This window comes from Chryseobacterium sp. 22532, from assembly GCF_052044665.1.
Classification (GTDB): domain Bacteria; phylum Bacteroidota; class Bacteroidia; order Flavobacteriales; family Weeksellaceae; genus Chryseobacterium; species Chryseobacterium lathyri.
Window position 1 is genome coordinate 672,301 of sequence record NZ_JBQENJ010000002.1, and the last position, 12,859, is coordinate 685,159.

Genomic DNA, 12,859 nt, shown 5'->3' on the forward strand with positions numbered 1-12,859 from the left:
TTTTTAATACGTTTACTGATCTTCAGTGTTTTATATTGGCTAATATGAACAAGGGGAACATCAGCGGTGTTACGGCAACGCATTACAATATTATAGAATATATATATCGGAAGGATCAGGTTACCGGAAAACAGATTGCTGCGGCATTTAAGGTCAGCCAGGCAGCCATATCAAAACAGATCAAATTCCTGATCAGTAATGGGCTGGTCGAACAGAAACAAAGTATTTCCGATAGAAGAATATTTAATCTTTCAGCGACAGAAAAAGGTAAGTTTCTGATCAATAATTCTGAAGATTTCCGAAAAACAGTAGCCGATCAGGCTTCTGCTATCTTGGATAAAACAGAATTAGAAACATTAACAGCTTTGCTTAATAAGGTTCTGGAAAATTTGAAAGTCTGAGTGTGGCTTCACTAGGATATGCATATAATACTTTTTTTGTTTCTAAATTACTTCTCTTTCAGAAGATTTTCCAGAGCTCCCTTCAGATCAGGAAATTTAAATTGGAATCCTGTATTCTGTATTTTTTGTGAAGAAGCCCGTGAGCCTTCCAGTAAAACATCTGCCAGCTCTCCAAACATTAGTTTTAAAACAAATGCAGGTACATTAGGCATAAATAAAGGTTTTTTCAGAACTTCAGCTATTTTTTCCGTTAAATTCTCATTGGTAGTATGCTGAGGAGAAACTGCGTTGTAAGCCCCATCCATATCAGAGTTTTTCAGGGCTGTCAGATAAATAGAGCAAATATCGTCAATATGAATCCACGGCATGTATTGTTTTCCATTTCCTAAAGCAGACCCGATGCCGTATTTTATAGTGGGAACCATTTTCTTCAGTGCCCCGTCTTCTTTAGAAAGAACAACGGCTGTCCGTATTTTCACAACCCTTTCTGCCAGGTTTTGTTCTTTGAAATCATCTGCCGATCTTTCCCACAAAACCACAACCTCACTCAGAAAGTCATTTCCGGGAGGATCTTTTTCAGTATAAACTTTTTCTGTTGTTACCGTTCCGTAATAATTGATTCCAGAAGCGGAAATAAAAGATTTAAGCTGTATTTTTTTCTTTTTTACAGTTTTTAAAAGAAGTCCTGCAGAATCTACACGGCTGGATATCAGTTCACGCTTTCTTTCCTTGGTCCATCGTTTTTCTGAAATATTGGCGCCAGCCAGATGAATAATGTGGGAAACATTTTCAAGAGCAGATTCATCCATTGTTCCGTTTTTAATATCCCATTCAAATTCATTCTCATGCCTTTTCTTTCGCGTCAGAAATCGTACGGTGTATTCGTTTTCTATTTTTTTTGAGAGTTTCTGTGCGATCATTCCGCCGGCACCGGTGATAAGAACAATTTCTTTCATAATTGAATATTTAGGGTAAGTAGGGAATTATGTCTGATTCTTTACAATGAGTACAAAATCATCTTCCAGAAGCTTATAGCCGTAGTCATAAATAAACCTGTATTCAGAGCCATTTTTATAAACTTTCAGATTGGTGAAATAATCGAAATCAAAACCTAAGCCATCCATCCTTGATTTTGCAATTTTCGCTTTGCCATCTGTATTCAGTTCCATAAGGATACGGTAATTTCTGCGGAGTTTGTTGTTCACATTCCGCATCAGATTAGTAGAATCTTTGTTCTGCTTATTATTGTAGGCATTCCGGCAGGCATCATTGCAGAATTTTTTATCAGACCTCCCGTTAATTTTTTCGCCACATTCGAGACAGTTCATGCTTTTATTTTTTCATTTTGTGTGAATGTTCATGTTTTTTCCTTAATAACCGTTTAAAACTTGTATGAGAGGGATAGCTTCTATTCGGAGTTATATTGTTGAATAAAAGAGCTGCGAGTAAAAGAATGATGCAGCCTGATAAAACCGGAGAAAGTACATACCAATATCCAAGGTCCGGAATTTTTCCTGTAGAACTCACTGCAATCAGTGCTGTTGCTCCTCCGGGCGGATGAAGGGTTTTTGTATACTGCATCAAGACAATAGAAAAAGCTACAGCCAGAGGCGCAGCAAGCCATATGATATCAGGAACGATTTTATAAACCGTAACTCCCACAAGCGCTGAAATAACATGTCCACCCACTAAATTTCTGGGCTGGGCAAGAGGACTCTGAATGGCCCCATAGATCAGAACACTCGATGCACCAAAAGAACCGATCAGAAATATATTTTCAGTGGCAGCCAAAGTATGGGACTGAATAAATGCAATAATTCCGATCCCGACAAATGCTCCTAAAAAAGACCAGAAATGCTCTTTATAATCAACAAGTGTTTCTCGGTAAATCACATATTTCGAAACCCTGAACGTTCTTTTTATTGTTTTCTTCACAATTTCTTTCTATTAATTAGTATTCAAAAGTTTCATAATGATTGACATTTTCCTCAAATTCCAGTAAAAATCTTTTGTCTTCAGGATAATCTTTTGTCTTTTCATAATCATCTCCTGCAAATTTCCTGATACTTTCATAAGAGTCCCATTCGGTAACAGTAAAAAAATGACAAATTTCCTGATCTTTTTTTCTCAGTATTTTTGTAGATAGATTTCCTGGGGTATTTTTATATAGTGTAAAATACCTGTTTCTTCAACGTATTTAAGGTATTCATCTGCCTTCTCAGCATTGACAACTCCATGCCATATTCTGGTAATCTTTTTCATATTTAATTTTTTTCAGTCGGGTTATTTATAATTTGAATTAAATTTTCAATGAAAGGTTGGGTATAAAGCCCTTCTGTATCATAATCAGGATCCAGTATATGAGATTTATTCCTTTATGAAAACCAAATTTCCTGAGCCATGCAGGAAGTTTTCTTACTCCCGTTTCTATCTCATGCTCCTTTTTAGTGAGCCCAAGATTTAAAGGAAACTCAAAAATAGTGATGTCCTTTTTCATAGCTTGATTTGATCAAAGATACGGAAATACTCGACAACAAACGAATACAAATGAATTTAAATAGTTTATAACCGACTAAGATGCTTTGGTGTAACAATCTTTGCAACAGAGATTTGAGAAAGACAGTGAACGTCTCTTATCTGAATTATTAATCTTAAAATTTTTAAAGTTATGTCACTAAGAAACAAAGTAACATTAATTGGTTACACAGGTAAAGAAGTTGAAACAGTAAACTTCGAAAGCGGAAATGTAAAAGCAAGCGTATCGCTAGCCACCAGCGATCATTACACGAATGCAAAAGGCGAAAAAGTGGAAGAAACACAATGGCATAATCTGATTGCTTTTAGAAAGACAGCTGAAATCCTTCAGAAGTATGTACCCAAAGGAAAAGAAATTGCAATTGAAGGAAAACTTACCTACAGATCGTATGATGACAAAGACGGCGTTAAGCGTTATATAACCGAGATCAGAATCGATGAGATCCTGCTTTTAGGAGGTAAATAATTTTAAAAACACAAATGATGAATGTAAAAGTTTTTAAAATCAGACTTTCCAAGGAATTTCTTCATAGAGATCAAAAAATGCTTGATGATTTTCTTGACGTGAACGAAATTATAAAAGTGGAAACCGCTTTTGTAAACGATGAATGTTATTGGTCCGTAATCCTGTATTTTGAAGAGCTGAAAACAGCTAAAAATACAGTGAAGGAACCAAAGGCAGTAAAGTACTCTGCAGATAATGATACTTTAAACTCCGATGAAGAGAAAATTTTAGATGCCCTGAAATACTGGAGATCTGAGAAGGCGAAAGAACAGAATCTCCCCACTTATTTTATCGCGAGCAATAAAGAACTGATGTCTGTGGCTAAGTATAAACCTGCTAAAAAAGAAGAGCTGCTTGAGATCAAAGGTTTCGGAAAACATAAGATTGAAAACTATGGTGAAGAGATTTTAGAGATTCTTGAAAGTGTCTGATTTTTGAACTTCTTAATGATGATGTATCAGGAGCTGAGGGAGATTTCTCCCTCAGCTTTTTTATCTTTCGGAAAAGTCCTTTCAATTCCTTATTTTTGCATCTATCAAAATGACATACAGCAAATGAAGCCAAGTTTAGCAAAAGGAACGAGAGATTTTACAGCACAGGAAGTTTCAAGAAGAAAATATATTATCAATATTTTACAGAATAATTTTGAATTGTTCGGTTTTCAGCCACTAGAAACCCCAAGCTTTGAAAATCTTTCTACTTTGACAGGAAAGTACGGAGAAGAAGGTGACCGATTGATCTTTAAAATTTTGAACTCAGGGGAATACGCTTCAAAAGTGAATCAGGAAGACTGGGATAATAAAAATCATCAGAAACTTATTTCTCAAATTTCAGATAAAGCGCTCCGTTATGACCTTACCGTACCTTTTGCAAGATTCGTGGCGATGAATCATGGTAAGCTGACATTTCCTTACAAACGTTACCAAATTCAGCCGGTATGGAGAGCAGACCGTCCACAGAAGGGCAGATTCAGAGAATTTTACCAATGTGATGCAGATGTGGTAGGAAGCGAAAGCTTATTACAGGAAGTGGATTTGGTTCAGCTATATCTGAAATCATTCTCCGATCTGAAAATTCCTGTTACCATCCATATGAACAACAGAAAGATCCTTTCCGGTCTGGCAGAATATGCAGGTATTACTGATAAACTGATTGAATTTACTGTAGCTCTCGATAAACTGGACAAAATAGGAAAAGAAGGAGTTGTTAAAGAATTACTGGAAAGAGAAATTTCTCAGGAATCTATTGATAAATTGGAGTTCTTATTTAATCAGTCCGATGATGCGCTGGAAAATCTTCTTCAGTTAAAAGAAAAATTTGCTGACAGTGAAATTGGACTGAAAGGAGTGGAAGAACTTGAATTTGTCCTTACTCAATCTCTGAACCTTGGTGTAGATATGCAGAATCTGGTATTCAATATTACGCTGGCCAGAGGTTTAGATTATTATACCGGGGCTATTTTTGAGGTGAAAGCGGATGAGGTGGCAATGGGTTCCATCGGAGGTGGTGGTAGATATGACAACCTTACAGAGGTTTTCGGAGTTAAAAATATTCCGGGAATCGGGATCTCGTTTGGTTTGGACAGGGTTTATCTGGTGATGGAAGAGCTTAATCTTTTCCCTGAAGAAGCTTCAATGAAAGTAGAATACCTTTTTGCTAACTTCGGAGGAGAAGAAACGGTAGAAGCTTTAAAACTGATTATGCAGCTAAGAGAAAAAGGAATTTCTGCTGAGCTGTACCCTGAAAATGCAAAGCTGAACAAACAGTTTACCTACGCTGAAAAGAAAGGAATTAAAAACCTTGTTTTTTTAGGAGAAGAAGAAATTAAAAACGGAACAGTTACTTTTAAGGATCTGGGAGCTGGAGAACAGAAAACAGTTTCTTTGGAAGAGTTTTTAGGGTAATATTCTGGAAAATATAAAATTAAAAAGCATTATCAATCGATAATGCTTTTGCATTTACTGGTATTAATACTTGTGCGAGTTATGCTTTTGTAAGAATGACTGTTAAATTTTATTTTTAAAATAATAGGCTTATGTCTTTCCCTATTTTAGAAAAAAATTAAATTTGTAATATCTACCATTTATAAAAGCTAATAATGAGTGAAAAATCAAGACTTGACGAAATAAAAGATGAACTGGAAATATTAGATATCAATCCCACTATTTTTGCCAGAAAAGAAATTCATGCGTTACCGGATGTCCTTTCGGAGAATGAAAGAATTGTGTATTTAATTGAAGGAAGAAATAAACTGACTAATCATCATATCATCTTAGTAGCAACGGAAAGAAGACTTATTTTTGTGGATAAAGAATTCATGTATGGGCTGAAGGTAGAAGATTTTTCTTACGATAAAGTAAGTTCTATACAATACGAGAAATCCTTAATGCTGGCTTCCATAGATATTCATATTTCGGATAATGTTCTTGAAATTGATAATGTTGGAAAATATTATGCAGAATTATTTTGTGAAAAAGTAAGGGACTTTATGGCCCGTCCTAAAGAATATTTTCAAAGTAAATCAGAACCTTCAGTTTTAGATCAATTGGAACAGTTGGGGAGACTTAGAGAAAGGGGAGTATTAAGTGAAGAAGAATTTGCAGAACAGAAAAAGAAACTGCTGAACCAGCCTTTGTAAATATAACGAGCAAATCATGATGGATATCGTACCTTATAATATTATAGAGAAATGGTTGAAGGCATGGTCGTTGTCCAGAAAACTTCCTCTTCCGGTAAGATACAAATCCGGTTTTAAAGTAGAAGTAGGAGAAGAAAGGCAGAAAATAAGATATGTTTTTCCTGAGATCAATGATGATTTCATTGAACTCTCAAAACAGATTGATGAACCCTGGATTTACCTCAAGGTTTGCGCCTCTCCGGATGAGGTAAAAAATAGGGTATCAGAAAAATGGATAATTCAGCCTCCCGGATACATGATGTTCTGTTCCAGTCCGATGAATATTTCACGGAAAAGCCTGGGCGAAAGCTATCGGCTTGAATATGAAAACTACAATTCCACAACAGCGGTTAAGATTATTGATGAAAATGGGGAGTTGGCTTGCATAGGCAGAATTGTGCTTGCAGATGATCTGGCAGTTTATGACAGAATTCTAACAGCAGAAAACCATCAAAGAAAGGGACTCGCTACTTTTCTGATGCATGAACTCGAGAAAATTGCAGTATCAAATGGTATTCATAACAATTTTTTAGTAGCAACAGAGCAGGGAAAATCACTTTATGAAACAATGGGGTGGGAGCTTTACAGTTCTTATACATCCATTGTTATTCCCGGAATTTGATTGTTTGTACATAAGTATTAAGTAAAATAATCTCAAAACATTTTCTAAATTAGCATTAAGCAAACACCATGGAAAATTACCTGGAAATCAATAAAAACTCATGGAATGCCAAAGTAGATCCTCACCTGAAATCGGATTTCTATTTTGTAGATGAATTCCTGAAAGGAAGAAACTCACTCAATCCGATAGAGCTGGAGCTTCTAGGAGATATAAAAGGTAAAAATATTCTGCATCTTCAATGTCATTTCGGACAGGATTCTATTTCCTTGTCAAGAATGGGAGCTCAGGTTATTGGTATAGACCTGTCTGATAAAGCTATTGAAGCAGGAAAAGAGCTTGCACAGCAATGTGGTACCGATACAGAATTTATCTGTTCGGATGTATACAGCCTTCCGGAGATTCTTGATCAGAAATTTGATATCGTCTATACAAGTTACGGAGTAATAGGCTGGCTTCCTGACCTCGATAAATGGGCAGAGGTCATCAGCCATTATTTAAAACCAGGTGGAAAATTTATAATGGCGGAATTTCATCCTGCCGTCTGGATGTTTGATGATGATTTTACGAAAGTTGCCTACAATTATTTTAATGAAAAACCTATTGTAGAAACCTACGAAGGAACCTATGCTGATCAATCTGCAGATATTGTTCAGCAGTATGTGATGTGGAACCATTCTTTAGCTGAAGTGCTGCAGAATCTGATAAATCATGATATACAACTGGAAAAATTCCAGGAATTTGACTGGTCACCTTATCCGTGTTTCAACCATGTGGAAGAAGTGGAAGAAGTTGAAAAAGGGAAATGGCGGATTTCAAAGTTTGATAATAAATTGCCGTTGGTTTATGCTTTGAAAGGATATAAAAATTAATTTTACAGTATCATTTAAAATAAAAAGTCATCATAATCCTGAGATTACGATGACTTTTCATATATGAATGTTAAAAAAACTAATCTGCTTTTAGCTTAAAGAATCTTCAGCTTTTGTTTTAGCTTCGTCTACTTTATTCTGAACCTGGGATGCAACATCATTGGCTTTGTTCTTCACATCATTTCCCCATTTGTTCAGGTTGTCTTTTGCAGTATTGATTTTATCTTTTACAGCCTGCTTTTCTTCAGGTGTAGAGTTCTTGTATTTCCAATATGCTAAAGCACCTACCCCTAGTAAGGCCAATAGCCCTTTTGTTTTATTTCCCATGATTTTTATTTTTAATGATTTATATTAAAACTTGTTACTAGTAAACATGTAAAATACGTGCCAAAAAATTAAATGGGATAATAAAAAAATGTTAAAATTATTGAAAGACCTGAAAATCTTCTCCGTCAAAACTTGCAAAGACCATCGTAGGATAAGAATCCTGATGATAGATATTTCCGTCTTTATCAATAGCGATAGCCCCTGCAAAGCCATCTATGGTTTTAAGCTCCTCAAATGTCTTATTAAAAGCCTGTTTCAGACCCATTCCGTCAGTAGTTCTCGTTACAATCTTTGCAGCAGTGGCATTGCTTACAATATCTTCTCCTACACCCGTGCAGCTCACTGCACAAACTGAATTGGCATAATTTCCTGCTACCGTCGCCGAATCTGAAATCCTTCCAGGAATCTCAAAGCCTTTCCCGCCTGTAGAGGTTGCTACTGCCAGCTTTCCGTCTTTATCAAGAACAACACAGCCTACCGTTCCTTTACCGCCATTATTAAGTTTAGCTTCATATTCACTTCTTCTTTGGGGAATCTCCGTTGAGAAATTCTCGAAACCATGTTCAGAGGCATAAATCTTAGCACCATTACCACCCAGAACCCTGTCATCCTCTTTGATTAGTTCTTTTGCGACAAAAATCGGATTCTTTACATCCTGAAGATTGATTACACCGCTTAACTTCTGCGTTTCTCCATCCATAATTGCTGCGCTCATACGGATCACACCGTCACTTTGTATCTGAGAGCCGATGCCTGCATTGTACAACGGATCATCTTCCAGAAGAGAAACAGCATAAGCTGCCGTATCAAAAGCAGAATGCGTCTGAAGATATTCAAAAGCCTTTTGGACAATCTGTTTTAAAGAATTTTGTTTTGCCGTCTTTACTTCATGACTTTGATCGCTTTCAGAGAAAAAACCGCCGTGGATAATGATTTTCATAAGATTGTATTTGCCAATTGTGAAAAGTCAATGGTCAATTTTAAAGATAACGATAAAATTTTAACCGGTGAAATTCACTATTCACCATTGACTGTTAACTTTTATTTATCCTGTGGGATAGGGTTGAACTGTGAATTTTCGATCGTAAGTTTCTTTGTGGTAAGGTCGTAATGATCATTCATAGACATAACATGTACCGTAAGATTATCGATTGAAATAGGTTCACCCAGGTTGATATTCGTAAGGTTGGTATCCTTAATAAATCTTCCATCTACCAGGATCACCAGCCCTGAACCTACAGCAGTCATAATATCATTATGGATAAAAAGTCCGGTGTCTTCACCCAGTCCTATTCCCAATGTTCTCGGATTGTTGACTACAGCCTGAAAAAGACGTCCGATTCTGCCACGCTGTACGAAGTGTGTATCAATAATTACATTATCTATAAGACCCAGTCCCTGCGTTGTTTTAATTTCTCCCTTTAAAAGAGATTCAGAGCTGCTTCCCTGGTAGATCATATTTTCAGAAGCCGCCGCCGCACCGGCAGAAGTCCCTGAATAGATAAAATCCTGTTCCTGGTATTTCAGTAATATAGTATCGTGAAATCTTGTTCCACCAAGAATAGAAGTCAGCCTGAGCTGATCTCCCCCGGTGAACATCACAACATCTGCTGCATTAGCTCTGGCTGCCATAGCATCAGAATTGGCCTCTTCACGGTTGTGGATATCGAGAATATTTACATTTTTGGCGCCAAGAAATTCAAAAGCTTTTTTGTATTCTGTGCCTACAATTTGAGGGATCTGGGAGGCTGTGGTTACAATTTCGATGACAGAATTTTCCTTAAGCTTAGATTCGTTAATGATCTTTCTTAAGATTCCTCTTTCAAAAAAGTTAAGGTTTTTTTCAATGTTCTGGTCGAAATCGGTTTCTGCAAAGCTTCCTTTGTTTACAGCTCCTCCGATAATAATTAATTTTCCAACGGGTCTCATCATAGTGTGCAAATTTAAAAAATAATTAACATTTGGCGAAATTCATGCCACATTTTAATGATTTTTAATGTTTTAGAATTGTTAATTTTTTTTAATTTTTTTTTGGGAATCTTTAAATGTGGTATAGTTTGGTTTAGGGTTTTACATTATCTTTGATTTTTGAAGGAGTTATTGTTAACTGATAAAATGCAAATAGATTATGAAAATTGAGAAGATACAGGCATTGCGAGGCCCAAACATCTGGAGTATCAGAAGAAAGAAGCTGATACAGATGAGGTTGGATCTTGAAGAAATGGAGAATTATCCTACCAATAAAATCGACGGTTTCAGAGAAAGAATTGAAAAGCTGATTCCTTCTCTGTTTACCCACAGGTGTTCAGAAGGAGTGGAGGGTGGATTCTTTCACAGAATAGAAACGGGAACCTGGATGGGGCATGTCATAGAACACATAGCGTTGGAAATACAGACGCTGGCAGGTATGGATGTAGGCTTCGGAAGAACCCGCGAAACAAAATCACCGGGAATATACAATGTTGTTTTTAATTATATTGAAGAAAATGCAGGCATTTATGCTGCTGAAGAAGCTGTAAATATAGCCCAGGCTTTAATAGATAATAAAGAATACGATATTAATGCCTGTATACAGAAATTGAAGGAGATCAGAGAACGTGTCCGCCTGGGACCTTCTACGGGAAGTATCGTGGAAGAGGCTGTTTCCAGAAAAATTCCATGGATAAGATTGGGAACAAATTCTTTGGTGCAGCTTGGATATGGGGTAAACCAACAGCGTTTCCAGGCTACCATTACAGGAAAAACAAGCTCAATTGCGGTAGATATTGCATGTAATAAAGAACTGACGAAAAAAATGCTCCATGATGCTGCTATACCTGTTCCTATCGGAGATTTGGTGATGGATGAAGAAGGTCTGGACAGCGTTATAAAAAGAATAGGCTATCCCATTGTACTAAAACCATTGGACGGAAATCACGGAAAAGGTTCTTCCATTAATGTAAACGATTGGGAAGCTGCAAAAATAGGATTGGAGCACGCTCAGAAATATTCCAGAAAAGTCATTGTAGAAAAATATATTACAGGATATGATTTCAGGGTTTTGGTTATTAACAATAAAATGGTTGCGGCAGCAAGGAGAGTTCCCGCCCATGTAGTAGGTGATGGGGAACTGAATCTTCAGGAGCTGATCGATAAAGAAAACAGAGATCCGAGGAGAGGTTATGGCCATGAAAATGTGCTTACCGAAATAGAAGTAGACAAAGATACATTGGAACTTCTTGAAAAACTTCAGTACACCCTTGAAACCGTCCCTCAGAAGGGAGAAGTGGTTTATTTGAAATCAACGGCTAATCTTTCTACAGGGGGCACTTCCATAGATGTTACTGATATGGTGCATCCGGAGAATATCACCATGGCTGAAAGAGTTTCCAAAATTATAGGTCTGGACGTCTGCGGCATCGATATTATGGCAGAAAACCTGACTCAGCCTCTTAAAGAAAGCGGTGCAGCCATTATTGAAGTAAATGCTGCTCCCGGATTCAGAATGCACCTGGCGCCAAGCGAAGGTTTACCGAGAAATGTAGCTGCTCCGGTAGTTGATATGCTGTATCCTCCGGGGAAGCCGTTCACCATTCCCATTATCGCCGTGACAGGAACCAATGGAAAAACAACAACAACAAGACTGATTTCCCATATTGTAAAAAGCAATGGTTACAGAGTAGGCTTTACTACTTCTGACGGGATTTACATACAAAATACAATGCTTTCCAAAGGAGATACTACAGGACCGCTTTCTGCTGAGTTTGTTCTGAAAGATCCTACGGTAGAATTTGCTGTTCTGGAAACAGCAAGAGGCGGAATCCTGCGTTCAGGCTTAGGATTTTCACAATGTGATATCGGGGTTTTGACGAATATCGAAGAGGATCATTTAGGAATGAATGATATTCACAATCTAAAAGACCTGACAAAAGTAAAAAGAGTTGTTCTGGACAGTGTAAAGAAAAATGGCTGGAGCGTCCTGAATGCTGATAATGAATATTCCATGAAGATCATTAATGATCTGGACAGCAATGTCGCGATATTCAGTATGGATGAAAGTAATCCCCATATCGTAAAATTTGCCAAAGAAGGGAAAATTACCTGCATTTATGAAGAAGGTTTCGTGACGATTAAAAAAGGCGACTGGAAGATCAGAATAGGAAAGGCTAAAGATTTCCCGATCACCATGGAAGGGAAGGCCAGATTTATGATCGAAAATGTTTTAGCTGCTAGTTTGGCAAGCTATCTCTACGGTTTCGGAATCGAAGACATTTCCAATTCCTTAAGAACTTTTATTCCGAGTGCGCAGCTTACACCGGGAAGACTGAATATTTTTAAATTTAAGAATTTTAAGGTTCTTATTGATTTTGCACATAATCCTTCAGGCTACCAGGCAATAGAAGATTACCTTAAAAATGTAGAATCTACCAAGAAAATAGGCATTATTTCAGGAGTAGGAGACAGACGGGATGGTGATATCAGAGAATGCGGAAAAATTGCCGGAAGGATGTTTGATTATATCATCATCAGAAACGAAAAACACCTGAGAGGAAGAACGGAAGAAGAAATCAACGGATTGATCATCGATGGTATTAATGAAGCCGGAAGAGATGTGAGCTATGAGATTATACCTAAAGAAATTGAAGCTTTAAAACATGCCATGGGAATGGCTGAAGAAGGAACCTTTATCACTGCTTTAAGTGACGTTATTTCCAATGCAATCGATCTGGTACAGGATTACCAGGCACGCGAGCTTATGGAAGACGATAAAAATTCATAAAATAAATGATTTATACAAAAACGGCTGAATTTTCAGCCGTTTTTTATTTTAAACAAATTTTCATTTACTTTTTTCATCCATTAGATCTGCAAAATCTGTTTAATCTACAAAAGGTTTCTTTAACACAAAGCTTTTATGAAAAGCGGGTTTTACCTTACGGAATG

16 protein-coding genes are annotated in these 12,859 nt (G+C 36.9%); 8 read left to right on the forward strand and 8 right to left on the reverse strand.

Annotated features, from left to right (window positions below; translation table 11 throughout):
* Nucleotides 1–44: 44 nt before the first annotated feature.
* Nucleotides 45–401 (forward strand): MarR family winged helix-turn-helix transcriptional regulator, encoded by a 357-nt coding sequence (locus ACTJIV_RS07245; protein ID WP_440626551.1) that lies wholly within the window; start codon nucleotides 45–47, stop codon nucleotides 399–401.
* A 47-nt stretch (nucleotides 402–448) separates the two neighbouring features.
* Here the strand turns inward: ACTJIV_RS07245 and ACTJIV_RS07250 are convergent, their stop codons facing one another.
* From ACTJIV_RS07250 to ACTJIV_RS07270, 5 genes are all read right to left on the reverse strand, one after another.
* A complete protein-coding gene (locus tag ACTJIV_RS07250) occupies nucleotides 449–1,357 on the reverse strand; it encodes a TIGR01777 family oxidoreductase (RefSeq protein ID WP_440626553.1) in 909 nt (302 codons plus the stop codon).
* A 27-nt stretch (nucleotides 1,358–1,384) separates the two neighbouring features.
* Nucleotides 1,385–1,729 carry a hypothetical protein gene (locus ACTJIV_RS07255; RefSeq protein ID WP_440626555.1) on the reverse strand — a complete coding sequence of 115 codons (345 nt, stop codon included), beginning with the start codon at nucleotides 1,727–1,729 and terminating at the stop codon, nucleotides 1,385–1,387.
* A 4-nt stretch (nucleotides 1,730–1,733) separates the two neighbouring features.
* A complete protein-coding gene (locus ACTJIV_RS07260; protein ID WP_223559325.1) occupies nucleotides 1,734–2,336 on the reverse strand; it encodes an HPP family protein in 603 nt (200 codons plus the stop codon).
* Nucleotides 2,337–2,528: 192 nt separating this feature from the next.
* Nucleotides 2,529–2,663 carry a hypothetical protein gene (locus ACTJIV_RS07265; protein WP_440626557.1) on the reverse strand — a complete coding sequence of 45 codons (135 nt, stop codon included), beginning with the start codon at nucleotides 2,661–2,663 and terminating at the stop codon, nucleotides 2,529–2,531.
* Between the two features lie 37 nt (nucleotides 2,664–2,700).
* The gene (locus ACTJIV_RS07270; protein ID WP_440626559.1) at nucleotides 2,701–2,898 is read right to left on the reverse strand and encodes a hypothetical protein; all 198 of its coding nucleotides are present in this window, start codon (nucleotides 2,896–2,898) and stop codon (nucleotides 2,701–2,703) included.
* 171 nt (nucleotides 2,899–3,069) lie between these two features.
* On the opposite strand from ACTJIV_RS07270, the gene ACTJIV_RS07275 reads away from it, so the two are divergent.
* The 6 genes from ACTJIV_RS07275 to ACTJIV_RS07300 all read left to right on the forward strand — a co-directional run bounded on the left by ACTJIV_RS07275 (nucleotide 3,070) and on the right by ACTJIV_RS07300 (nucleotide 7,609).
* Nucleotides 3,070–3,402, forward strand: a complete 333-nt coding sequence (locus ACTJIV_RS07275; protein ID WP_440626561.1) for a single-stranded DNA-binding protein — start codon at nucleotides 3,070–3,072, stop codon at nucleotides 3,400–3,402.
* A gap of 14 nt (nucleotides 3,403–3,416) precedes the next feature.
* Entirely contained in the window at nucleotides 3,417–3,872 is a 456-nt protein-coding gene (locus ACTJIV_RS07280; RefSeq protein WP_223559328.1) for an HRDC domain-containing protein, read from the forward strand.
* 123 nt (nucleotides 3,873–3,995) lie between these two features.
* Nucleotides 3,996–5,345: a histidine--tRNA ligase gene (hisS, locus tag ACTJIV_RS07285; RefSeq protein WP_111958177.1), complete on the forward strand. Its 1,350-nt coding sequence runs from the start codon at nucleotides 3,996–3,998 to the stop codon at nucleotides 5,343–5,345.
* Nucleotides 5,346–5,539: 194 nt separating this feature from the next.
* On the forward strand, nucleotides 5,540–6,079 hold the full coding sequence (locus ACTJIV_RS07290) for a PH domain-containing protein (protein WP_440626564.1): 540 nt from the start codon (nucleotides 5,540–5,542) through the stop codon (nucleotides 6,077–6,079).
* Nucleotides 6,080–6,095: 16 nt separating this feature from the next.
* Complete coding sequence (locus ACTJIV_RS07295) at nucleotides 6,096–6,740, forward strand: GNAT family N-acetyltransferase (protein ID WP_440626566.1); 645 nt, start codon at nucleotides 6,096–6,098, stop codon at nucleotides 6,738–6,740.
* A 68-nt stretch (nucleotides 6,741–6,808) separates the two neighbouring features.
* On the forward strand, nucleotides 6,809–7,609 hold the full coding sequence (locus tag ACTJIV_RS07300) for a class I SAM-dependent methyltransferase (protein ID WP_440626568.1): 801 nt from the start codon (nucleotides 6,809–6,811) through the stop codon (nucleotides 7,607–7,609).
* Between the two features lie 90 nt (nucleotides 7,610–7,699).
* Here the strand turns inward: ACTJIV_RS07300 and ACTJIV_RS07305 are convergent, their stop codons facing one another.
* The 3 genes from ACTJIV_RS07305 to ACTJIV_RS07315 all read right to left on the reverse strand — a co-directional run bounded on the left by ACTJIV_RS07305 (nucleotide 7,700) and on the right by ACTJIV_RS07315 (nucleotide 9,868).
* Complete coding sequence (locus ACTJIV_RS07305) at nucleotides 7,700–7,936, reverse strand: YtxH domain-containing protein (protein ID WP_111958171.1); 237 nt, start codon at nucleotides 7,934–7,936, stop codon at nucleotides 7,700–7,702.
* Nucleotides 7,937–8,033: 97 nt separating this feature from the next.
* Nucleotides 8,034–8,876, reverse strand: coding sequence for an isoaspartyl peptidase/L-asparaginase (locus tag ACTJIV_RS07310; protein WP_440626570.1), 843 nt, complete (start codon nucleotides 8,874–8,876; stop codon nucleotides 8,034–8,036).
* A gap of 101 nt (nucleotides 8,877–8,977) precedes the next feature.
* Entirely contained in the window at nucleotides 8,978–9,868 is an 891-nt protein-coding gene (locus ACTJIV_RS07315; protein WP_373426874.1) for a cyanophycinase, read from the reverse strand.
* A gap of 196 nt (nucleotides 9,869–10,064) precedes the next feature.
* Here ACTJIV_RS07315 and cphA point away from each other — a divergent pair, with 196 nt between their 5' ends.
* On the forward strand, nucleotides 10,065–12,695 hold the full coding sequence (gene cphA, locus ACTJIV_RS07320; RefSeq protein ID WP_111958167.1) for a cyanophycin synthetase: 2,631 nt from the start codon (nucleotides 10,065–10,067) through the stop codon (nucleotides 12,693–12,695).
* Nucleotides 12,696–12,859: the final 164 nt, after the last annotated feature.

Excerpts from the sequence above, each read along its gene's own strand:
- ACTJIV_RS07310 (WP_440626570.1), bottom strand. The coding sequence starts at position 8,876 with ATGAAAATCATTATCCACGGCGGTTTTTTCTCTGAAAGCGATCAAAGT.
- ACTJIV_RS07315 (WP_373426874.1), bottom strand. The coding sequence starts at position 9,868 with ATGATGAGACCCGTTGGAAAATTAATTATTATCGGAGGAGCTGTAAAC.
- ACTJIV_RS07300 (WP_440626568.1), top strand. The coding sequence starts at position 6,809 with ATGGAAAATTACCTGGAAATCAATAAAAACTCATGGAATGCCAAAGTA.
- ACTJIV_RS07265 (WP_440626557.1), bottom strand. The coding sequence starts at position 2,663 with ATGAAAAAGATTACCAGAATATGGCATGGAGTTGTCAATGCTGAGAAG.
- ACTJIV_RS07275 (WP_440626561.1), top strand. The coding sequence starts at position 3,070 with ATGTCACTAAGAAACAAAGTAACATTAATTGGTTACACAGGTAAAGAA.
- cphA (WP_111958167.1), top strand. The coding sequence starts at position 10,065 with ATGAAAATTGAGAAGATACAGGCATTGCGAGGCCCAAACATCTGGAGT.
- ACTJIV_RS07270 (WP_440626559.1), bottom strand. The coding sequence starts at position 2,898 with ATGAAAAAGGACATCACTATTTTTGAGTTTCCTTTAAATCTTGGGCTC.
- ACTJIV_RS07280 (WP_223559328.1), top strand. The coding sequence starts at position 3,417 with ATGATGAATGTAAAAGTTTTTAAAATCAGACTTTCCAAGGAATTTCTT.
- ACTJIV_RS07250 (WP_440626553.1), bottom strand. The coding sequence starts at position 1,357 with ATGAAAGAAATTGTTCTTATCACCGGTGCCGGCGGAATGATCGCACAG.
- ACTJIV_RS07295 (WP_440626566.1), top strand. The coding sequence starts at position 6,096 with ATGATGGATATCGTACCTTATAATATTATAGAGAAATGGTTGAAGGCA.
- ACTJIV_RS07305 (WP_111958171.1), bottom strand. The coding sequence starts at position 7,936 with ATGGGAAATAAAACAAAAGGGCTATTGGCCTTACTAGGGGTAGGTGCT.
- ACTJIV_RS07255 (WP_440626555.1), bottom strand. The coding sequence starts at position 1,729 with ATGAACTGTCTCGAATGTGGCGAAAAAATTAACGGGAGGTCTGATAAA.
- ACTJIV_RS07245 (WP_440626551.1), top strand. The coding sequence starts at position 45 with ATGAACAAGGGGAACATCAGCGGTGTTACGGCAACGCATTACAATATT.
- hisS (WP_111958177.1), top strand. The coding sequence starts at position 3,996 with ATGAAGCCAAGTTTAGCAAAAGGAACGAGAGATTTTACAGCACAGGAA.
- ACTJIV_RS07290 (WP_440626564.1), top strand. The coding sequence starts at position 5,540 with ATGAGTGAAAAATCAAGACTTGACGAAATAAAAGATGAACTGGAAATA.